Origin of the sequence: Tepidanaerobacter syntrophicus (assembly GCF_001485475.2) — a bacterium.
GTDB lineage: Bacteria > Bacillota > Thermosediminibacteria > Thermosediminibacterales > Tepidanaerobacteraceae > Tepidanaerobacter > Tepidanaerobacter syntrophicus.
This window is the reverse complement of sequence record NZ_DF976999.1, coordinates 265,154-288,013: the sequence shown is the minus strand read 5'-3', so window position 1 is coordinate 288,013 and position 22,860 is coordinate 265,154. Positions and strand designations below refer to the sequence as shown.

Genomic DNA, 22,860 nt, shown 5'->3' with positions numbered 1-22,860 from the left:
AGGCATCATCAATATGTCATCAACAATAGTTTATTTAAACGGCCAGAAGGTTGATTACGAAAATGCAAAAATTCCGGTAGAAGACAGAGGGTTTCTCTTTGGCGATGGTCTGTATGAGGTAATTCATGCTTATGACGGCAGATTCTTTTATATGGACCGCCACTTGGCCAGGCTTCAAGACGGAGCAAAAGAAATATACCTGAATCTCGATTTTGGTATTGACAACCTTGAGAAAATTTGCCGACAAGCTGTAGATGAGTGTGGTTTTGCCGATACATCGGTATATATACAGGTGACACGCGGAGCAGCTGAAAGGCAGCATGTCTTCCCTGAAAACATTCCCTGCACTTGGGTTGTTATAGCAAGAGAGTCCAAAGGAAATCCGGAGGAATTTTATGAAACCGGCATAACTTGCATAACAGTGCCTGATGAACGCTGGAATCGATGCAATATAAAGACAGTTCAGCTCCTGGCAAATTGTATCGCAAAGGAAAAAGCAAAACGAGCCGGTTCTTATGAAGCAATTTTTCACAGAGGTGGAACAGTAAACGAAGGAGCAAGCAGCAATGTATTTATTGTAAAAGGCGGCAAGCTTTTTACCCATCCTGCCGACAACAGGATATTAAATGGCATAACCCGAGGAATTGTTCTGGAAATTGCAGATGCAAATAACATACCATATTCTGAAGAAGTATTTAATATTAACCAGCTTCTTGATGCCGACGAGGTTTTTCTTACGGGAACTACCACGGAAATAATGCCTGTTGTAAAAGTGGACGGAAAGATTATAGGTGACGGTATACCGGGCAAGATAACCAGGATGCTGCAAGAGAAGTATAATAACTTGAAACAAACTGTTAATCGCTGACATAACATGCACTTTTTACCAGGATAAAGGATGATGGATTCCTTTATCCTATTTTTGTGATGGCGCAATGCTTTTAAGATTTTTCAAAATTACTGATAAAGCGATAAAAAAATTTGACTTTATTTGCAAAGAAGGAATTAACAGGACAATTATAGAAGTAATCATTAATAACTACTTTACCTTAGACAATATCAAGGCGAGGAGTAAAGATATGGATTCCATTAAAATAGTAGAAATTTTAAACAAGATATTAAAGCCTGATCAAATAAAGATAAATGAACCGATGAAATATCATACATCTTTTCGTATCGGGGGACCTTGCGATATTATGGTACTTCCGGAGGATGAAGAAGACGTATTAGAAGTCATCAAAATATGCGCTCAAAACAGTATCCCCTTTTTTATAATGGGAAATGGCACTAATTTATTGGTAAAAGACGGCGGTATAAGAGGGGTAGTTATTAAGCTTGCTCAAAACTTTAGTGAAGCTGTTGTAGATAAAGATGTTATAAGATGCAAGGCAGGGCTGCCTCTATCAAATCTTTCAAAATTAGCCCTTGAAAACAGTTTAAAAGGCCTGGAATTTGCCGGAGGCATCCCTGGTACAGTAGGTGGGGCCGTTGTAATGAATGCAGGAGCCTATGACGGCCAAATGGCAGAAATTGTCGAAAGCGTAAAAGTTATGGAACAAGATGGCGATATATATGAAATAAAAAATAAGGAGTTAGGCTATTCATACCGCACCTCTGTTCTTCAAAACAGCGGCAAAATCGTTTTGGAAGCTTTGATAAAACTAGAGCCCGGAAGCTACGGTGAAATAAAAAGTAGAATGGAAAAATATTCAGTCCTTCGCAGACAAAAACAGCCCCTTAATCTTCCCAGCGCAGGCAGCGTATTTAAAAGACCGCCGGGGAATTTTGCCGGTGCCCTTATAGAAAAAGCAGGGCTTAAAGGCTATAAAATAGGCGGAGCCATGGTATCTGAAAAGCACGCCGGCTTTATAGTGAATACCGGCGGCGCGACTGCAAGAGATGTAATTGAGCTAATAGAATATATACAGCAGGAAGTACAAAGAAAATTTGATGTATTGCTGGAACCTGAAATAAAAATTATTGGCGAAGATGAACTCGAATAAAGGGGGAAATAAAAGTGATTATAGGGCTTGACATGGGAGGGACGCACGTTGATGCGGTTCTCATTGACCATGGCAAGATTATAAAAACGTCAAAGATACCAACTGAACCGAATAATCTTTTAGAATCTGTGTGGAAAACACTAAAGCCTCTAATTGCCGGAGTAAAGCCTGATGAAATAGAACGAGTCATTTTAAGCACTACTATCTGTACCAATGCTATTGTGGAAGAAAAGACAGCCCCTGTAGGCATGATAATCGAAAGCGGTCCGGGCCTTCCTTGTGATTTTTTGGCTTGTGGGCAGGAAAACATTTTCACAGAAGGTTATATAGACCATAGAGGCCGAGAGGTAAGCCCAATTAACCCTGCTGAGATAAATCGCGCGTCAAATGCATTTAAAAACAAAAATATTTCAGCCTGTGCCGTTGTTGGAAAGTTCTCAGTTAGAAATCCTGACCACGAAATAAAAATTTATGATATGTTAAAAAATGATTTTTCACCTGTAACATTAGGGCATACTGTTTCGGGAAAGCTAAATTTTCCCCGCAGAGTTTTTACATCTTATTTCAACTCGGCGGTGTATTCTACATTTTCTAGATTTAGCAACAGCATAGTTGATGCCCTTAAACGCGAAAAAATTAATGCAAAGCTTTATGTCCTAAAAGCTGACGGCGGTACAATGGGTCTTGAAAGCGCAGAAAAATTTCCGGTAAATACGATATTATCCGGCCCTGCAGCAAGTATAATGGGCGGTCAAGCGTTTTTTAATACATCAAAAGACGGGGTATTTTTGGATATAGGAGGAACAACTACAGATATCGCATTTCTGGCAGATGGTGTGCCGCTGTTTGAACCCCTTGGAATAAAAATTGGCGAGTACCCTACTTTGGTAAGGGCGCTTTACAGCGTTTCCATGGGATTAGGCGGAGACAGCGAGGTTAGAGTAGAAAATGGCATACTGCATATCGGGCCTTATAGAAAGGGGAGCCCGATGGCTTTAGGCGGTCCCTGCCCTACTCCTACAGATGCCATGATTGCCCAAGGGCTTCTTGATATAGGAAGCAAGGAAAAGGCTGTAGATGCTATGAAAGACATAGCAGGGCCTCTGGATTTAAATATACAAGAAGCGGCATCACTGGTTCTACAAACAATGGCGAATATGATAAAAGAAAAAGTGGATAAGTTGCTTTTTGAGATAAATTCCCATCCGGTGTATACAGTAAAAGAACTGCTGTATGGCAAGAAAATCAATCCGGAATTTGTCCAGGCAATTGGCGGACCGGCGAAGATACTCGCCCCTATTTTGGAAAATAGCTTTAAAATTCCCTGCTTTTATCCTAAATTTTATGAAGCTGCAAATGCTGTGGGAGCTGCTCTTGCTAAAACTACTGCAGAGATTACCGTATTTGTTGATACTGCCCAGGGAACCCTTTTGGTGCCTGAAATCGGTCTATGCAAAAAAATAGAACGAAATTATACTTTAGAAGATGCAAAACTTTTGGCTGTTGAGCTTTTAAGTAAACAATTGTCTATTTTAGGGGCTGAGGCCGGCGAAATACAGCCTGAAATAGTAGAAGAAAGTGTTTTTAATATAGTCAGGGGTTTTTATACAAGCGGTAAAAATATGAGGATAAGAGTGCAAGCAAAACCCGGACTACTTTATGAAATGTGGGGCGATAAAGATGCTTAAAGCGAAAAACCGGCTTGGCCTTGTGTTCTTTCCTGCTTTTGACTGGGCAATAAGCCCAACACATCCGGAAAGGGAAGAACGGCTTCTATATACGCAAGATCAGATATTTGAAGAAGGCATAAATGATATCGAAGGTATAAAGTTTTATAATCCTAACATAGCGTCAAATAAAGACATAGAGCGAGTGCATTTTTGTGTTCCGAGCGTAGAAGACAGAGCAACGACTTCCCACATGATTTCAGCAGGAGGAGCAATCAAGGCTGCAGAGGCGGTGATGGAAGGTGAAGCGGATAAAGCTTTTGCTCTTGTGCGTCCGCCGGGACATCACGCCCAGCGCGTCGTTTATGGCGACAGAGGTTTTTGCATAATAAATATTGAAGCCATAATGTTGGAAAATCTCAGGGCCCGATATGGCCACCGGCGGGTTGCTATAATAGATACTGACTGCCATCACGGCGATGGGACCCAGGACATTTACTGGAATGACAGGGATACACTGTTTATTTCTTTTCATCAGGACGGAAGAACGCTTTACCCCGGCACCGGTTTTATCGATGAGTTTGGAGGCCCCGGAGCAATTGGATATAACATAAATGTGCCTCTGCCTCCGGGAACCGGCCAGGAAGGTTTTCTGTATGTGCTTGACAATCTTGTTTTACCGATTCTTGATGAATACAAGCCGGAACTTATAGTAAATTCTGCCGGACAGGACAACCACTATACCGACCCCCTTACGAATATGAATTTTACAGCATGGGGTTATGCTGAGCTAAATCACAGATTAAATCCTGATATTGCAGTCCTGGAAGGCGGATACTCAATAGAAGGCGCACTTCCCTATGTTAATCTTGGGATAATTTTGGCAATGGCAGGACTGGATTATTCCCATGTAAGAGAGCCGGATTATGATCCTGCAAAACTTAAACAGCCGCAAAAAATAACAGAGTATATCAAAGAACTGTGTGAGACAATTTATAAACGCTGGCGCAATAAAGAGTCAATTGCTCAAGAAATAATAAAAGGTAAAGAAGAAATTATAAGAAAACGGAATGTCTACTATGATACTGACGGCATAATGGAATATCAGACCCAAAGATTTAAGGTCTGCAATAAGTGTTCAGGTGTAAATATGATAGAATCTACCAGTGATAGAGGTATGCCTATTTTTGCGGTAACGATACCGCAAGATGCCTGTCCTTCCTGCATAGATGAAGGATACAAAATGTATAAAGAAGCCGATGCGCAAAATTACTTCAGAATTTACCTTCAAGACCGAAAAAATGATATTTTCTTCAAAAGACACCTTTAATTATAACTTTTCCTTGACATCTCGCCTGTAAAGATATTAAAATAAGGTGGATGCAAAATTAAAATTCATCTAACTTCCCGTTAGGTGAGGCTCCTGTGCGAATACAGGCCACTGCCCGGAAATGTCGAGAGACACCAATGGGTTAGCAGGTTTTGCCGGATTAAGGTAAAATCTAATGTGGCTGGAACAAGATTCCAAAGTCGCACAGTGCTAAAACCGATGACGAGGGGAAAGTATTTTGTTGTACCCTTTCGTCCGGAAGGGTTTTTGTTTTTATATATAAAAAATTAAGGGGGCGGTAAGGTGGACCCGGATCCTAGCCATAGTCCGAAAAACAAAATAATATCATGGGAGGTGTGCCCTACCGCCCTTAAGGCCGGGCAGACCTCCTAGAAAAGGAGGAAATGTGATGCTGCCAAAAAAAGATATAGTGCTTTTAAAACATTTGGTGCTTAACAAAAGCGAAGAAGCCCAAAAAATACTTGCAAATCTGCATCCGGCAGATATTGCCGAAATACTTGATGAAATAAAAAACGGAAATAAAAAGCAATTTCTTCAAATGCTCAGCAGCTCCAAAATTGCAGAAGTATTAGAGGAACTTGACCCATCTGAAAGTGTTGAGATATTAGAAGAACTGCCGGAGGAAGAGATAGTAAAAATACTGGAAAATATGTCTGTTGATGAAATTATAGACCTTTTCCAAGAAATGCCTACAACTCAGGCAGAACATCTCCTGGCAAAGCTTCCCAAAGAAGATTATGAAGAACTAAAAGAGCTTTTAAAAATGGCCGAAGATACAGCCGGCGGCTTAATGACTACAGATTATGTATATATTTTTGCAGATGAAACTGTAAACCAGGCTATTGAAGATGCAAGAAAATTTGGCCAGGAGGCTGAAACAATATACTATCTCTATGTGGTAGATAACAAAAAGCACTTACAGGGAGTTTTATCACTTAGAGAACTTATTGCTGCGCCTCGAGATAAAAAGATAAAAGATATAATGCATACGAATGTTATATCTGTTAAAGTAGACGATGACCAAGAAGAAGTTGCCAAAATCATTTCAAGATACGGTTTGCTGGCTGTGCCTGTTGTAGATGACAACAATCGCTTATTGGGTATAGTTACCGTAGATGATGCGATGGAGGTTTTGGAAGCAGAAAACACAGAAGATATCCATAAAATGGCAGGTATAACTACTGAAGAGGATGTTCTTTTAAATTCATCAGTGTGGGAAGCGTCAAAACGAAGAATCTTTTGGCTAATAGTTTGCCTTTTCGGAGACATGATCTCAGGTAAGGTTATCGATGGCTATTCAAGCGTTATTCAATCTGTTGTCGCTGTCGCATTTTTTATACCGGTTCTGATGGCTACCGGCGGGAATATAGGCACCCAGTCACTGGCCTTGACAGTTCGCGGTATAGCCACTGAGGAATTGAATAAAAAGAACTTATTCAAGTTTATTTTAGGAGAGACTTTAGCAGGACTGCAGCTGGGGATAATATGCGGCGCAATTATATCGCTTGTTGCTTATACGTGGCAGCAAGATATTAAACTGAGCGCAGCCGTTGGGCTTGCCATGTGCTTTTCTCTGACAGTTGCCTCTCTTGTAGGTGTCCTTATACCTCTTTTATTTAATTTAATGAGCATTGATCCCGCTGTAGCGTCAGGCCCTTTTATAACCACTGTAGTCGATATAATCACACTTTTAATCTATTTTACACTTTCTGTAAATTTGATAGAAATCTTTAACGTACAAAACTCTATAGTGCAGCAGATAGGGGTGATAGTATGATCGAGATAGAAAAAATTTATGGCATAATAAATGAAGGCGATATAGATAAATTGAAAAATGAGCTTAAGAACTATCATCCTGTAGATATAGCGGAACTGCTTGATGAACTTTTGCCTGAGCAATGCATAACATTGTTTGGCGCCTTGGAATTTGACGATGCTGTTCAAGTCTTAGAGGAGATTGACACCGATAAAAGATATTTTATTTTGACTAATATTGACCCCGATTACGCATCTAAATTGATTTCTGAGATGTCCTCTGATATTCTAGCGGATTTTTTAGGAGAGCTGAAAAACGGGGAACGTAAGAAGATATTGTCTCTTATGAAAGAAGAAGACAAAAAAGAGCTGAAAAACCTCTTGGCCTACGACGAAGATACAGCCGGCGGTCGTATGACCACAGATTATATTGCGTTTCCCCAGCATTTAAAGGCAAAGGATGTCTTAGATAGACTTGCGGAAATTGCGCCGGATGCAGAAACTATTTACTATCTTTATGTAATTGATTCTCAAGGAAAGCTAGTTGGCGTTATATCATTAAGAGATCTGATTTTAGCACCTGAGGATGCGCCTATAAAAGAATTTATGAAAACAGACGTAAAAAAGATAAACGTTTCGGCACCCCAAGAAGAAGCGGCACAAATGATTCAAAAATATGGACTTTTAGCCTTGCCGGTTGTAGATGACAATGATGTTCTACTTGGAATAGTAACAGTTGACGATGCAATGACAGTAACCGAAGAAGAAACCACTGAAGATATATTAAAATTTTCTGGCTCAGATATTGATAAAACGATAAATTTTGAGGAAATTTCACCCTGGTCCAGAGCCAAGAGGAGATTGCCATGGATTTTAGTGGCAATAGCCGGTGAAATCATTTCCGGTCGCGTTATCAATAATTTTTCGGAAGCACTGCAGACGATTGTAGCCCTATCATTTTTCATACCGGTGCTCATGGATATGGGGGGCAACGTAGGCACCCAGTCTGCAGCTATTGTGATAAGGGGTCTTGCAACAGGAACACTGACTACTGCTTCAATGATAAAAAATATTCTTCGCGAAGCTGTCATAGGAGCTATTTTAGGACTTATAAACGGACTGGTGGTCGCTGCTGTGACCTATGTCTGGCAGGGCGAAATACTGTTAGGTGTTACAGTAGGAATAGCAATGGCAATAAATCTTACAATCGCAGCAGCGCTAGGCACTTTCATGCCGCTATTTTGGCACAAAATGGGGCGCGATCCGGCTGTAGCTTCCGGACCTTTTGTAACTACGCTGCTTGATGTTTTAGGCCTTTTCATTTACTTTTCAACAGCGGCTAAGATTTTAAAACTATAAATACAAAATCAACCGCTTATTCACTGTCTGTTTTACAGGATAAAGCGGTTGATTTATTCAAGAATCACTTTTCTTCACTATCCAAAGTAAAGTCAATGTTTCTTACTATGATATTTTGAATATCAGTAAATAAGACCGCAAAACGCTCCTCTGCATCTAAAAATTCCTTTATTAGTGAATTATTAATAGCAATATTATATAAGCTTTCCAGACTTTTTTGAGCTTCGGCATTTGGCTTCCCTGAAAGTGTCAGAGCCTGAACCTCAAGTTGTTTTGCTCTTAAATCCTTTAACATTTTTAAAACCTGCGGATCTTGCTTAACCTTCTCTTTAGCCTTTTTATATTCCACATACTCAACGGATTCTTCTAGACTGCGGGCAAGCTGGTGAGCAGCATCATAGGCATTCATTTTACCGACCTCCTTAGTTCTTTTATAAAACCTCAAATCCTATTATAGCAAATATTTTAGGTTTTCCAAGGTTTGTTTTTACTAATTGTAGATTTTAATCGTAATTTGTATTATACTGTCAATGAGGTGAGAGTATTTGGACGAGATGGACGTTGTAATTATTACAGGACTTTCAGGTGCCGGAAAAACTCAGGCAATGAGGGTTTTTGAAGATTACGGATATTTTTGCGTAGATAACCTGCCGCCGGCTCTTCTGCCTACATTTATGGAACTTTGTAGGCAAAGCGTAAAAAAAATAGATAAGATAGCCCTGGTTATAGATTTAAGGGGCGGAGGCTTTTTTGACAAACTTTTTGAGAGTCTAAACGAATTAAAAGCAGAAGGATATAAATATAGAATACTTTTCCTGGAAGCTTCCGACGAGGCTCTAGTTAAAAGATATAAAGAAAGCCGCCACCGCCATCCCTTAGCTTTTGAAGGCAGAATCGTGGAAGGTATAAACTTTGAAAGGGAGAAGATGTCAAAGCTTAGGGAAGCAGCTGATTATATAATAGACACTTCCTCTTTGAAACCTTCGGAACTTAAAGAAGAAATAGTGCTTAGATTTATCAAAAACGAAAAGGAAGATCAGTTTTTAATAAACATAGTTTCCTTCGGATTTAAGCAGGGGATACCACTTGATGCTGATTTAGTTTTTGATGTAAGGTTTTTACCGAATCCTTATTATATTGAAGAACTAAAGGAATTTACAGGCAAAGATAAAAAGGTCAAGGACTTTGTAATGAAGTGGCCGGAGAGCAAGAAGTTTTTGGAAAAACTGACAGATATGGTAGAATTTCTAATACCCTACTATATCCGAGAGGGTAAAACCCAGCTAATAATAGGGATAGGCTGCACCGGCGGCAAGCACAGGTCCGTAGTTTTGGCAGACGAACTGGCTGCCAAGCTTAAGACTGACCGATGTCGCGTGATAACGGATCACAGGGATTTATAAAGAAAGGAAATGGAGCTGAAAGCTGTATGGGTTCAGATTTAAACATAGTATGTTTGGGAGGGGGAACGGGCCTACCTAATCTTTTAAGGGGCCTTAAACCATACTCTAATTATATTACTGCCATTGTAACCATGGCAGATGATGGGGGAAGCTCCGGAGTTATAAGAAGCGAGCTTAAAATGCCGCCTCCGGGGGATATCAGAAACTGTCTTTTGGCTTTGGCATATACAGAGCCGCTTATGGAACGTTTGTTTCAATACCGATTCAGCAGCGGAACTCTAAAAGGACACAGTTTTGGAAACTTGTTTATAGCTGCAATGACTGAGATGCTGGGCAATTTTGAACTTGCTATAAAAGAATCCAGTAAAATTTTGGCAGTGAAGGGAACAGTTTTACCTTCTACATTGGAGGATGTGGTATTAGAGGCGGTTTATGAAGATGGAGATGTGGTAAGGGGACAGTCTTTTATTACCCATTCACAAAAAAGGATATCCCAGGTTATGCTAAGACCTGCCGATGCCAAACCTTTAGATGAGGCACTGGAAGCCATAGAGAAAGCTGATTTAATTGTCTTAGGCCCCGGCAGCCTTTATACCAGTCTAATTCCGAATTTGCTGGTAAAAGATATAACTGAAGCTATAGTAAGGTCAAAAGCCAAAAAAGTCTATGTGGTAAATGTGATGACACAGCCCGGAGAAACTCCGGATTATAAAGCATCAGATCATGTCAAGGCTGTTATAAAACACTCTCACCCAAATGTAATGGAATATGTTATAATAAATACCGGCGAAATTCCCGAAGAGGTTCTGGCACGCTATAAAGCAGAGGGTTCGACTTATGTAGAGTGTGATAAAGAAGTTATCGAAGCTATGGGTTACAAGGTTGTGACAGAATCTGTTGTAAATACGGCAAATGTTGCCCACCATCATCCTGAAAAACTTTCTCAGGCAATTATGAAGCTGGTTTATGAAAATTCCAATTGAAGGTTTTTAAAATTTAATGTAGAATAAATTGAAACGAGGCAGAGAAGTGTCTTTTTCGTATGAAGTTAAGGAAGAATTGGCGAATTTGCCTTCAAAAATCTGCTGCAGCCGGGCTGAACTTGCTGCATTTATCCGAATGGCCGGTACAATTCAAATACAAGGCGGCCGCAAAAAAAGAATACTGCTTCAAATTCAGACCATCCATGCTCCAACAGCTCGAAGGGTTTATAAGCTTTTAAAGAAAAATATTGCAACCCCTGAGCGAATTGCTGTAAAGCGAAATAATTTCTTAAAAGACAAAAGCATGTATGTAATTAGTGTTGATGCTAACGAGTGCAAAGAATTTCTAGAAGAGGCCGGCATAATACCCGTGCAAAAAGGCAGAATTAATCCAGACCTTATTAAAAAAAAGTGCTGCAAAAAAGCATATCTGCGCGGTGCGTTTTTAGGTAGTGGGTCAATTAGCAATCCAAAAGGACCTTATCATATGGAATTTGTAACCCAAGATAAAGAATCAGCACAGCTTTTACTCAAGCTTATCGAAGATTTTGGGCTTAAAGCAAATATTACAGAACGAAAAAATAACTATATGGTGTATTTAAAAAATGGAGACCATATCGCTGATATGCTTGGAATTATGGGAGCGCATACCAGCCTTTTAAAATATGAAGATATAAGAGTGCTCAAAGAGATGCGCAACAGCGTAAATCGAATTGTAAATTGCGAGACAGCCAATATAAATAAAACTATAGACGCATCTGTAAGGCAGAGCGAAAGCATCAACTATTTAAAAAAAACCAAAAAATTTAGTGAGTTACCGGATAATTTAAAGCAAATTGCAGAGCTTCGACTCAAACATCCAGATTTGAGCCTAAAAGAATTGGGGCAGATGTTGGATCCCGTATTAGGCAAATCCGGTGTGAGTTATAGATTAAAAAAAATTGAAAAAATAGCTGATAAGCTACAGTCGATGGAAGGAGAATAACTAAATGATTCAACAAACTGTAACAGTCAAAAACAAAACGGGTCTGCATGCAAGGCCTGCAGCGTTATTTGTCCAAGCAGCAAACAAATTCAAATCTGAAATATTTATTGAAAAGGAAGGAAAAAAGGTTAACGCGAAAAGCATAATGGGTGTTATGTCACTTGCGGTAAGCCAAGGCACCCAAATTACAATTTCAGCTGAAGGCGAAGACGAAAAAGAAGCCGTAGAAAAATTAGTAGAATTAATAGAAAGCAAATTTGGTGAAGAATAATTTAAAAGCTACCGTGATGGTAGCTTTTAAATTCAAAAAATAAGTCAGGGTGGAGATTATGACAAAGCATGCTCGTATCATGGAGTATATAAAAAAACTTGAAGTCGGCTCAAAAATATCCGTACGCCAGCTTGCAAATGATCTTAATGTTAGCGAAGGAACGGCATACCGGGCAATCAAAGATGCTCAACTTGCAGGCTATGTTTATACGATGCCCCGGGTAGGCACAATCAGAATCGAAAAAAAAGAGGATGAGATAATAGAGCGCTTGTCCTTTGCCGAAGTGGTAAATATTGTGGAAGGTAGTGTGCTTGGCGGTAGATCAGGCCTTCATAAGCCTTTAAGTAAATTTTTAATAGGGGCTATGGAGGTAAAAGAGATGCCGAAATTTATTGAGCCGGGCAGTCTTTTAATAGTCGGCAATCGGAAAGATGCCCAAATCCTTGCACTAGAGCGCAAAGCGGCGGTGCTTGTCACAGGCGGTTTTGAAGTGGACAGCGAAGTGATCGAGCTTGCAGATAAAGTAGAAATGCCTTTGCTTTCTTCATCTTATGACACATTTACTGTTGCAACTATTATTAATCGTGCTATCTATAAAAGACTTGTGCGTAAAGAAGTGGCAAGAGTCAAAGATGCCATGGTGACAAACCCTGACTATTTAACTATTGATGCGACTATAGGTGATTGGCGAAAGCTTTATAAAATGACCCAGCATAGCAAGTTTCCTGTTGTAGATAAGGATATGAAGGTTTGCGGTATTGTTACCATAAATGATATATCAAGCCTTGAAGATGATGTGCCGATAAAAGATGTAATGAGCAAAGATCCTATCACACTTACAAAGGATACTCCCGTAGCTCATGCAGCGCAGCTAATGGTTTGGGAAGGTATAAAACTGATACCGGTGGTGGAAGATAAGAAGCTCGTTGGCATCTTGACCCGAAAAGATGCAATAAAGGCACTGCAGCATCTAAGCTTTCAACCCCAACTGGGAGAGACTGCAGATGCCATAATAATGAATCGATTTTCAATGCTTAAGACAGAAGACGGGATAAAACTTCGAGGCAAAACAGACCCTGTGATGCTAAATCCATACGGTGTTGCAAGCAGTGGGGCTCTTATGACGATAATGGCAAATGCGGGTTTTGAGGCATTCAGGGCTCAAAAAAAACTGGAGACAGTTTTAGATAGCTTTACCGTGTATTTTTCCAAACCGGTGCAGCTGGAAGAAGAAATTGAGGTTGAAGCTAAAATAATAGACATCGGACGCAAATCCGGAAAAGCCGAAGTAAACCTTATCCACGAAGGAAAGCTAGTTGCAAAGGCGATTATTTCAGCAAGGGTTATAGAGAGGTAGGCGAGTTTAATGAGTGAGTTTGTCCACCTACATGTGCACACAAACTACAGCCTTTTAGACGGTGCATGCGAAATAGAAAGACTTGCCAAGCATTTATCTGATCTTAAAATGAAAAGCGTTGCAATTACAGATCACGGCGTGATGTATGGTGTCGTGGATTTTTATAAAACCATGCTATCATATGGTATAAAGCCGATAATAGGTTGTGAAGTCTATATGGCAGCAAGAACTATGCAAGATCGCGAACCCGGCATAGACGACAATCTATACCATTTGGTTCTTCTTGCAAAAGATGAAACGGGCTATAAAAATTTAATGAAACTTGTTTCCCTAGGATTTATAGAAGGATTCTATTACAAGCCCAGGGTCGATATAGAAGTTCTTAAAAACCATTCAGAGGGCCTTATTGCTTTAAGCGCCTGTCTTGCCGGCAAAATACCTTCACAACTTTTAGCGGGCAATTATGATGAAGCCAAAAAAACTGCTGAAAATTTCAATGAAATATTTGGTAATGGCAATTTTTATTTGGAATTACAAGATCACGGCATATTAGAACAAAGAAAGATAATCAAAGACATTTTGCGATTAAGCAAGGAAACAGGTATTCCACTGGTTGCAACAAATGATATTCATTATATCGATAAAGAAGATGCCATGGTGCAAGATGCACTGCTGTGCATACAAACAGGCAAAACCCTTGATGATGAAAACAGAATGAAGTTTCAGACCTCAGAGTTTTACTTAAAATCAGCACAGGAAATGTCCAATCTTTTTGCCTATGCGCCTGATGCTATAAAAAATACAGTTGAAATTGCAGAAAAGTGCAATGTAAAACTGGATTTTAATACAATTCATCTTCCCACCTTTGATGTGCCGGAAGGGTATACTCAAGATGATTACTTGGAAAAACTTTGCTATGAAGGTGCCCATGACAGATATCCGGTTATAACGGAAAAAATTAAAGAACGCCTAGATTATGAACTTGATACAATTAAAAAGATGGGCTATTCCAGCTATTTTTTGATAGTGTGGGACTTTATAAACTATGCAAGGCAAAACGGAATAATGGTGGGGCCCGGAAGGGGATCTGCCGCAGGAAGCCTTGTGGCATATTGTTTGCATATAACAAATATCGATCCACTGAAATATAATCTTTTATTTGAACGCTTTCTCAATCCCGAAAGAGTTTCAATGCCTGATATTGATGTGGACTTCTGTTTCGAAAGACGTCAAGAAGTTATAGATTATGTTGTAAAGAAATATGGCGAAAATAGAGTGGCACAAATCGTCACGTTCGGAACTATGGCGGCAAGAGCTGCCATACGAGATGTGGGCAGAGTTATGGGCTATCCTTACGGTGAGGTAGACACGATTGCAAAAATGATACCTCAGGAAATAGGCATAACAATTAAACAGGCATTGGAAATGAATCCCGAACTAAATAAAATGTATAATGAAAATGAAAGAGTAAAGAGACTTTTGGATGTAGCAAAGGCTCTTGAAGGATTTCCACGCCACGCATCAACCCATGCTGCAGGTGTTGTTATTTCAAAAGATCCTATTGTAGAGCATGTGCCGCTTCATAAAATCGGTGATGCAGATAGCGTTATAGCTACTCAATATACGATGACGGCTCTTGAAGAACTGGGACTTCTAAAGATGGACTTTTTAGGACTTCGAACCCTTACGGTCATTAGAGATGCCATAAATATAGTGCGCCACACAAAGAATATTGAGATAGACCTTGATAAACTACCGTTAGACGACAAAAAGGTTTATGAAATGCTAAGCCGTGGGAATACAGCAGGTGTATTTCAACTTGAAAGTGCCGGCATGAGAAACTTACTTACAGAGCTTCAGCCTGAATCTTTTCAGGATGTAGCTGCAATAATCGGACTTTATAGGCCTGGCCCCTTAGGAAGCGGAGCAGCCGAGGAATTTATAAAAAGTAAAAATGGCCAAAAAGAGATTCATTATTTGCATCCCGCACTAAAACCCATACTTGATGAAACATATGGAATTATCCTTTATCAGGAACAGGCAATGCAGATTGCCCAGCAGCTGGCAGGCTTTTCCCTTGCTCAAGCAGATATCCTGCGCAAAGCCATGGGAAAGAAAAAACAAGATGTTATGGCAGCTCAGCGGGAGTCTTTCATACAGGGATGCGTGAAAAACGGAATCGATAAAATAACAGCAGGCAAAATCTTTGACGAAATATCCTATTTTGCAGGTTATGGTTTCAACAAAGCACATACAGCAGCTTATGCGGTTATAGCATACCAAACCGCATATCTTAAAGCCCATTTTCCGGTAGAATTTATGGCGGCTCTCCTGACTAGTGTGATTGACAATGCAGATAAAGTTGCTTATTATATAAGCGAATGCAGTAGAATGGGAATAGAGGTTCTGCCTCCTGATATAAATGAAAGCTATGAAAATTTTACTGTTGTTTCCAATAAAATAAGATTTGGGCTTACTGCCGTAAAAAATGTCGGCCAAAATGTGGCAAGGGCAATTATCAAAGCGCGAAAAGAAAAAGGTAAATTTGTGTCTTTTACTGACTTTGCTGAAAAAGTTTCCGGAGATTTAAATAAAAAAGCAGTAGAAAGCCTAATAAAAAGTGGTGCATTTTCATCAATCGGAGCAAAAAGATCTCAATTATTGGCAATTTATGAAACTACTTTGACAAATATTCAAAAACAACAAAAACAGAATATGAAAAATCAAATTTCAATTTTTGACATACTAGATGATACCCCGTCATTTAAAGAAACCTTACCTGACATGCCGGAATATCCAAAAGTAGAACTTCTTGCAATGGAAAAAGAAATGTTGGGTATTTATTTAAGCGGCCATCCGCTCTTAGAACACGAAGAAGAATTGGCAAGGAATGTTACATTTTACAGCAAAGATAAGAACGATCCTACTACTGTTCAAGACAATATGGCAGTGACTATAGGGGGACTTTTAACAGAAATCAAGACAAAGGTTACAAAGAATAATAATTTAATGGCCTTTGCAACACTTGAAGACTTAACCGGAACGATAGAGATTATAATTTTCCCAACGATTTTTGAAAAGTACAAATCATATCTGTTTACGGACTCAAAAATTTATGTAAAGGGCAGGCTAAGCTATAAAGAGGACGAATCTTTAAAGGTTATTGCCGAGGAAATAATTCCTCTAAAAGAAAATAACTCTGCAAAACCGGTAGTATTTTCTGTATCAGAAAATGAAGATATAAACCTGGACGGCGTAAGGGAATTTTCGGCGATGTACCCCGGCGATACCCCTGTAGTGATACACCTTTCAGACAGCGGAAGGAGCTTTATTTTAAAGGATAAATTAGGAATTTCTTCAGATAATCTAAGTATATTTTCTAAAATGACCGGCCTAAAAAATTACATGTTTTTAGATAGATTATCAGTAAAAGAGAATCAATGACTTGGTTGCATTGGCAAAATCGAGAAAAGGAGGCCGTAACTTTGTGGACTGTTGTATACATAGCCTCAGATGAAGATACCGCTTATAAAGTGGCAGAGGCTATAAAAAACGAAGGTTTCCTAGTGACAACAAGAGAGGTAATGAAAAGTAAGAAACACGGCTGCTATATCGAAATATTGGTTCCTGAATCAGAGGCTGAAGAAGTTCAAAATTTTATATTAGAAAAGAACTTATAATCGAGAGGAGAAATAATCATGAACAGAATTGGCATACTTACAAGTGGCGGCGATGCACCCGGAATGAATGCAGCTATAAGAGCAGTTGTCAGAAAGGCTCTTCATAACGGAATCGAAGTTTATGGGATACACCGGGGATTTTTAGGCCTTATAAATTCGGATTTTGTAAAGCTTGATCTCAGGTCTGTAGGCGATATAATACATCGGGGCGGCACAATGCTTCTTACGGCAAGATGTGAAGAATTTAAGACTAAAGAGGGTCAGGAAAAGGGACTTAAAAACCTGGAAGCCTTTGGCATAGAGGGACTTGTGGTGATCGGCGGCGATGGCTCTTTAAGAGGCGCTAATGCTCTATCAAAACTTGGAATGCCAACTATTGGGATACCCGCAACGATAGATAATGACATAGCATATACTGACAATTGCATAGGGTTTGATACCGCGGCAAATACAGTGGTAGATGCTCTAAACAAAGTCAGAGATACAGCCACTTCCCATGAACGCACTTTTGTCATAGAAGTTATGGGAAGAAGAGCCGGACATTTAGCCTTGTATACAGGCATCGCAAGCGGTGCTGAGACAATTTTGGTGCCGGAAATTCCCTTTGAACTGGATGCAATTTGCGAAAAAATAAAACAAGGGTATGTTAGAGGCAAACTCCACAGCATAATTATTGTAGCTGAAGGCGCGGGAAACAGCATAGAAATTGGCAAAACCATACAAGAAAAAACCGGTCTTGAAACAAGGGCGATTATTTTAGGCCACCTGCAAAGAGGCGGGAACCCATCAGCCTACGACAGAATACTTGCAAGCAGCATGGGAGGCAAGGCCGTGGATCTTATTACGCAGAATGTAAAAGACAAGATGGTCGGAGTTGTTAACGGGGAATTTGTTGCAACAGATATCGAAAAAGTGCTAAGCGTTTCAAAACCATTGAATATGCAGCTATATGAACTTGCAGATATTTTATCACTGTGAGGATGTGATTTTATGCTCAGGACGAAAATAATTTGCACTCTCGGGCCCTCAAGTCAGGATAAAGAGACGATAACCCGGCTTATTCAAGCAGGCATGAATATTGCCCGAGTAAACCTGTCTCACGGAGATTATGAAGAACATGCGAAAAAGATTGTTGCCCTAAGGGAAGCATGCAGCGAACTTAATGCAAATGTAGCACTGCTTCTTGACACCAAGGGGCCGGAGATTCGCCTGGGTAATTTCGAAGGCGGAAAGACTGTCCTTGAAACCGGACAGGATTTCATACTTACAACAGCACCTGTGATAGGTGATAGAGAACAGGCCTTTATAAATTACGAGAAATTAGCTAAAACGGTTGTCCCCGGTGATAAAATACTGCTTTCAGATGGTTTGATAGAACTTTGTGTTAAGGAAATAATAGGAGAAAAAGTTGTGTGCAGGGTTGTAAACGGGGGCGTTCTAACTGATAGACAAGGTGTAAATATCCCGGGCAAATCCTTGGACTTACCTGCCTTATCTAAAAAAGACATTGAAGATATTATATTCGGAATAAATATGGGAATTGATTTTGTCGCAGCATCCTTTGTCAGAAAAGCTTCCGATGTGAAAGATATCCGAAAAGTTCTCAATTCCAACGGTGGAGAAGAAGTTCACATAATCGCAAAAATAGAAAATGGTGAAGGAGTCCAAAACATAGATGAAATAATAAATGCTGCTGATGGGATAATGGTGGCTCGGGGCGACTTAGGAGTCGAAATACCTGTACAAGAGATACCCCTTGTACAAAAGAAAATTATAGCTAAATGCAACGCAGCAGGAAAGCCTGTCGTCACCGCAACTCAGATGTTGGATTCCATGATTAGAAATCCTCGTCCTACCAGAGCTGAAGTGACCGATGTGGCAAATGCTATTTTTGATGGAACCGATGCGATTATGCTGTCCGGTGAAACGGCATCCGGAAAGTATCCTGTGGAGGCTGTCAGAATGATGGCAAGTATAGCACAGAAAGCCGATGATGCCCTTGTAGAAAGAGCAAAACACAGAACACAAAATCCAAGACCGATAATCGCAAAATCGGTCACGGATGCCATAAGCCATGCTACATGTTCCATAGCTGCAGAAATTAAGGCGGCAGCAATTATCACATCTACTAAATCAGGATACACAGCCAGGGCTGTTGCAAAGTACAGGCCGACTGCTCCGATAATCGCAGTCACTTTCAGAAAAAAAACCTTACAAACACTTCAAATTGTTTATGGTGTAATCCCGGTGCTGGTTCGCGAAACATCTTCAACTGATGAAATGTTTTCTGAAGCAGTAAGGGGTGCTTTAGATACCGGAATAGTAAAGAATGGAGACATGGTTGTTATAACTGCAGGGGTTCCTATAAATGTAACAGGCACTACCAATCTTATACGTGTCCATGAGGTAGAAAACGACATTATTGCAGAATAAGACACAAATCAAAAATAACTCTTGACATAATTGAAAATCGTGATAAAATACATAACAATACCAAGAAATTTATACTATCAATTGTAATGATGGAGAGGATAATGAGGAAAGCGGCAAAGAGAGCCGGGTAAGGTGCAATCCGGTCCGCCTATTCATTAGATGCTCGCTCCTGAACAGCTCGGGCGAAACAGCAGTAGTCCGATGCCGCAGTATTGCGTTAAAATGAAGTAGTTTTCTACTTCATAAGGCTTATACCGCAAGGTATGGCAAAACAGGGTGGTACCACGGGAAAAGACCCCTCGTCCCTGAGATAATATCTCAAGGCGAGGGGTTAATTTTATATACAGCTTAAGAAAGGTGGTGTGGTAGATGAAAATGACAGGAGCAGAGGCCCTTGTAAAATCGCTGGAAATTGAGAAGGTAGAATACATTTTCGGATATCCGGGAGGAGCTATACTGCCGGTATATGATGCTTTAAAAGATTCATCGATACGACACATTTTAACACGCTGCGAGCAAGGAGCTGCTCATGCGGCCAGCGGCTATGCAAGAGTCTCGCGAAAAGTAGGAGTATGTATGGCGACATCAGGTCCCGGGGCAACTAATCTTGTTACGGGGATTGCGACAGCTTATATGGACTCTATTCCGATAGTAGCTATTACCGGTCAGGTGGCAACATCTGTAATCGGTAAAGATGTTTTTCAAGAAGTTGACATAACCGGGGCAACTGCACCGTTTACAAAACACAACTATCTTGTTAAAAATCCCAACGACATTCCAAAGATAGTAAAAGAGGCTTTTTATATTGCATCTACAGGCAGGCCCGGGCCGGTGCTGATAGATTTACCTAAAGATGTAGCCGAGGCTAAAATAAATTTCAAATATCCTGAAAAAGTCGTATTGCGCGGATATAAGCCAAATGTTGTGGGACATCCGAAACAAATACAAAAAGCTGCAGAATTAATCAACAAAGCACGCTGCCCTGTTATTTGCGCAGGCGGCGGTATAAACATGGCAGGAGCCGAAGATATACTTTTTGAGCTTGCAACAAAGGCTAATATTCCGGTTGTGACAACACTAATGGGCATAGGCTCTTTTCCATCCGATCATCCGCTTTATATGGGAATGCTTGGCATGCATGGCCTGGCATCGGCTAATAAGATCGTTACCGACTCAGATTTGCTAATTGCGGCAGGAGCAAGATTTGCCGACAGGAGCGTAGGCAAAATTGACGGTTTTGCTCCAAAGGCTAAAATAATACACATTGACATCGACCCTGCAGAAATAGGAAAAAACGTTAAACCGGATATTCCTATAGTGGGAGATGTAAAGCAGGTTTTAGGAGAAATAGCTAAAAATGTTCAGCCCAAGGCACCTTCAACATGGAATAAATATGCGGCAAATCTTAAAAAGGAAGCCGAATACAAGGGCCTTGAAGACAAAGATAAATTAGATCCAATTGAAATAATTCGCACACTTTCTGACAAAACTAAAGGAAAAGCCATAATCACAACTGAAGTTGGTATGCATCAGATGTGGACTGCTCAGCATTATGAATTTATAAAGCCCAGAACTTTTATTTCATCAGGCGGCTTAGGCACCATGGGCTATGGTTTACCTGCGGCTATGGGAGTTCAGATTGCAAACAGGGATGCCTTAGTTATTAATATATGCGGTGATGGAAGTATCCAAATGAACTTGAACGAGATGGCTACGATTGTAGAAAATGATCTTCCTGTAAAAATGATTTTATTTAATAATTCCGGATTAGGCCTTGTAAGACAGCTTCAAGAATTTTACTGTGATAAGCGCTATAATCAAGTATTTTTCAAATTTGTTCCTGATTTTACGAAAATTACAGAAGGCTATAACATAAAATCCATGAGAATTGAGAAGCAGGACGAAGTATCTGATGCTATAGATACTATGCTATCCCATGATGGTCCGTTTTTATTAGAGTGCATTATTGATATTCATAAAAATGTATACCCAATGGTGCTGACCGGTTCTCCTATCAATGAAATGATTGGAGGGTAATAACATGAAAACAACACTTTCAGTGCTTGTAGAAAACCAACCCGGCGTATTATTCAGGATAGCAGGTCTTTTTAGCAGGCGAGGCTTTAACATTGACAGTCTTGCGGTAGGGACCACAGAAAATCCTGATATTTCCAGAATGACCATAGTCGTTGACGGAGATGAAAATGTAGTTGAACAAGTAAAAAAACAGCTAAACAAGCTAATTGATGTTATTAAGGTAAGTAAAATTGTTCCAGAGGATTCTGTGACACGGGAATTAGTGCTTATAAAAGTTGATGCAGATTCGCATATGAGGTCAGAGATAATTCAGATTGCAGAAATCTTTAGAGCGAGCATAGTTGATGTCAGCCAAAAGTCTCTTACGATAGAGCTTACCGGTGACAAGGACAAAGTATCCGCATTCGAAGAGCTTTTAAGGCCCTTTGGCATAAAAGAACTTGTTAGAACCGGCGTTATTGCCGTAAATAGAGGTTCTAATACCATAAAAATTGAGGAGGAAGCTTAATAATGGCAAAAATGTATTATGACAGCGATGCTGATTTACAATTATTAGAAGGGAAAACCGTAGCAGTTATAGGTTATGGGAGTCAAGGCCATGGACATGCATTAAACTTGAAGGAAAGTGGAGTTAATGTGGTTGTGGGACTGTATGAAGGAAGCAAATCCTGGAAAATCGCCGAAGAGGCAGGCCTTACAGTAAAGACAGTAAGCGAAGCAGCCAAAGCGGCTGATATTATAATGATGCTAATTCCAGACCACATTCAGGGTAAGGTTTATGAAGAAGAAATTAAACCTTATCTAAAACCCGGAAATGCCCTTGCATTTGCTCATGGTTTTGCAATTGTATACAGTCAGGTAATACCACCGGAATATGTTGACGTATTTATGGTGGCACCTAAAGGTCCCGGGCATCTTGTAAGAAGAACATATCAGGAAGGGGCTGGCGTTCCCTGCCTCGTAGCAGTTGAGCAAGACTATACAGGCAGAGCAAAAGATATTGCTTTAGCATATGCAAGAGGTATAGGCGGCACACGTGCCGGCGTTATAGAGACCACTTTTGCAGAAGAAACCCAGACTGACTTATTCGGCGAGCAGTGCGTGCTTTGCGGCGGCGTTTCAGAGCTTATAAAAGCCGGTTTTGAAACCCTTGTGGAAGCAGGATACCAGCCTGAGATAGCATATTTTGAGTGTTTACATGAGATGAAACTTATAGTGGACTTAATATATGAAGGCGGTTTAAGCTGGATGAGATATTCCGTAAGCGATACCGCAAAATATGGAGATTTTATGGTGGGCAAGCGCATCATAAACGAAGATACCCGCAAGGAAATGAAAAAGGTGCTAGATGAGATAGTGACAGGGCAATTTACCAAGAACTGGATATTGGAAAATCAAAGTGGAAGACCTGTCTATAGAGCAATTCAGGCAAAGGAAGCGGAGCACCAAATAGAAAAAGTAGGGGCAGAGCTAAGAAGCATGATGCCCTGGCTTAAGAAAAAGAAATAAACATATTAACAGACAATCGTAAAATGCAAGGCGGCTTTACGCCGCCTTCCTAAAAATACCAGCCTTA

Annotated in this window: 19 protein-coding genes, 1 riboswitch and 1 other annotated feature; of the genes, 18 read left to right on the top strand and 1 reads right to left on the bottom strand. The window is 40.1% G+C overall.

The features are described 5' to 3' along the window. Positions 1-13 precede the first annotated feature (13 nt). From dat to mgtE (TSYNT_RS02195), 6 genes are all read left to right on the top strand, one after another. Positions 14-868, top strand: coding sequence for a D-amino-acid transaminase (dat, locus tag TSYNT_RS02220; RefSeq protein WP_059031528.1), 855 nt, complete (start codon positions 14-16; stop codon positions 866-868). A gap of 211 nt (positions 869-1,079) precedes the next feature. Next, positions 1,080-2,003, top strand: a complete 924-nt coding sequence (murB, locus tag TSYNT_RS02215) for a UDP-N-acetylmuramate dehydrogenase (protein WP_059031695.1) — start codon at positions 1,080-1,082, stop codon at positions 2,001-2,003. A gap of 14 nt (positions 2,004-2,017) precedes the next feature. Then, a complete protein-coding gene (locus tag TSYNT_RS02210; protein WP_059031527.1) occupies positions 2,018-3,691 on the top strand; it encodes a hydantoinase/oxoprolinase family protein in 1,674 nt (557 codons plus the stop codon). Continuing rightward, positions 3,684-5,000 carry a histone deacetylase family protein gene (locus TSYNT_RS02205; RefSeq protein WP_059031526.1) on the top strand — a complete coding sequence of 439 codons (1,317 nt, stop codon included), beginning with the start codon at positions 3,684-3,686 and terminating at the stop codon, positions 4,998-5,000. Before TSYNT_RS02210 ends, TSYNT_RS02205 begins: the two co-directional genes overlap by 8 nt. A gap of 69 nt (positions 5,001-5,069) precedes the next feature. Beyond that, a riboswitch (M-box (ykoK) riboswitch) is annotated at positions 5,070-5,238 on the top strand. 171 nt (positions 5,239-5,409) lie between these two features. Continuing rightward, positions 5,410-6,798, top strand: coding sequence for a magnesium transporter (gene mgtE, locus TSYNT_RS02200; protein WP_059031525.1), 1,389 nt, complete (start codon positions 5,410-5,412; stop codon positions 6,796-6,798). Then, positions 6,795-8,135, top strand: coding sequence for a magnesium transporter (gene mgtE / locus TSYNT_RS02195; protein WP_059031524.1), 1,341 nt, complete (start codon positions 6,795-6,797; stop codon positions 8,133-8,135). Before mgtE (TSYNT_RS02200) ends, mgtE (TSYNT_RS02195) begins: the two co-directional genes overlap by 4 nt. Before the next feature lie 64 nt (positions 8,136-8,199). On the opposite strand, the gene TSYNT_RS02190 is transcribed toward mgtE (TSYNT_RS02195), so the two are convergent. Next, on the bottom strand, positions 8,200-8,544 hold the full coding sequence (locus TSYNT_RS02190) for a YlbF/YmcA family competence regulator (RefSeq protein ID WP_059031523.1): 345 nt from the start codon (positions 8,542-8,544) through the stop codon (positions 8,200-8,202). 145 nt (positions 8,545-8,689) lie between these two features. On the opposite strand from TSYNT_RS02190, the gene rapZ reads away from it, so the two are divergent. From rapZ to ilvC, 12 genes are all read left to right on the top strand, one after another. Next, the gene (rapZ, locus tag TSYNT_RS02185) at positions 8,690-9,538 is read left to right on the top strand and encodes an RNase adapter RapZ (RefSeq protein ID WP_059031694.1); all 849 of its coding nucleotides are present in this window, start codon (positions 8,690-8,692) and stop codon (positions 9,536-9,538) included. A 26-nt stretch (positions 9,539-9,564) separates the two neighbouring features. Beyond that, entirely contained in the window at positions 9,565-10,521 is a 957-nt protein-coding gene (locus tag TSYNT_RS02180) for a gluconeogenesis factor YvcK family protein (RefSeq protein WP_059031522.1), read from the top strand. Between the two features lie 46 nt (positions 10,522-10,567). Beyond that, positions 10,568-11,506 carry a DNA-binding protein WhiA gene (gene whiA, locus TSYNT_RS02175; RefSeq protein WP_059031521.1) on the top strand — a complete coding sequence of 313 codons (939 nt, stop codon included), beginning with the start codon at positions 10,568-10,570 and terminating at the stop codon, positions 11,504-11,506. Positions 11,507-11,510: 4 nt separating this feature from the next. Next, on the top strand, positions 11,511-11,777 hold the full coding sequence (locus TSYNT_RS02170) for an HPr family phosphocarrier protein (protein WP_059031520.1): 267 nt from the start codon (positions 11,511-11,513) through the stop codon (positions 11,775-11,777). A gap of 58 nt (positions 11,778-11,835) precedes the next feature. Next, positions 11,836-13,134, top strand: a complete 1,299-nt coding sequence (locus TSYNT_RS02165) for a DRTGG domain-containing protein (RefSeq protein WP_059031519.1) — start codon at positions 11,836-11,838, stop codon at positions 13,132-13,134. Positions 13,135-13,143: 9 nt separating this feature from the next. Further along, positions 13,144-16,578 carry a DNA polymerase III subunit alpha gene (locus TSYNT_RS02160; protein ID WP_059031518.1) on the top strand — a complete coding sequence of 1,145 codons (3,435 nt, stop codon included), beginning with the start codon at positions 13,144-13,146 and terminating at the stop codon, positions 16,576-16,578. Between the two features lie 41 nt (positions 16,579-16,619). Beyond that, entirely contained in the window at positions 16,620-16,814 is a 195-nt protein-coding gene (locus tag TSYNT_RS02155; RefSeq protein ID WP_059031517.1) for a hypothetical protein, read from the top strand. 18 nt (positions 16,815-16,832) lie between these two features. Beyond that, complete coding sequence (pfkA, locus tag TSYNT_RS02150; protein WP_059031516.1) at positions 16,833-17,792, top strand: 6-phosphofructokinase; 960 nt, start codon at positions 16,833-16,835, stop codon at positions 17,790-17,792. Positions 17,793-17,804: 12 nt separating this feature from the next. Next, positions 17,805-19,247, top strand: a complete 1,443-nt coding sequence (gene pyk / locus TSYNT_RS02145; protein ID WP_059031515.1) for a pyruvate kinase — start codon at positions 17,805-17,807, stop codon at positions 19,245-19,247. Between the two features lie 77 nt (positions 19,248-19,324). Continuing rightward, positions 19,325-19,557: a binding site (T-box leader), on the top strand. A gap of 59 nt (positions 19,558-19,616) precedes the next feature. Continuing rightward, positions 19,617-21,284 carry a biosynthetic-type acetolactate synthase large subunit gene (gene ilvB, locus TSYNT_RS02140; RefSeq protein WP_059031514.1) on the top strand — a complete coding sequence of 556 codons (1,668 nt, stop codon included), beginning with the start codon at positions 19,617-19,619 and terminating at the stop codon, positions 21,282-21,284. A 4-nt stretch (positions 21,285-21,288) separates the two neighbouring features. Further along, positions 21,289-21,792, top strand: coding sequence for an acetolactate synthase small subunit (gene ilvN, locus TSYNT_RS02135; RefSeq protein WP_059031513.1), 504 nt, complete (start codon positions 21,289-21,291; stop codon positions 21,790-21,792). 2 nt (positions 21,793-21,794) lie between these two features. Continuing rightward, a complete protein-coding gene (gene ilvC / locus TSYNT_RS02130) occupies positions 21,795-22,793 on the top strand; it encodes a ketol-acid reductoisomerase (protein WP_059031512.1) in 999 nt (332 codons plus the stop codon). The last annotated feature ends 67 nt before the right edge of the window (positions 22,794-22,860 follow it).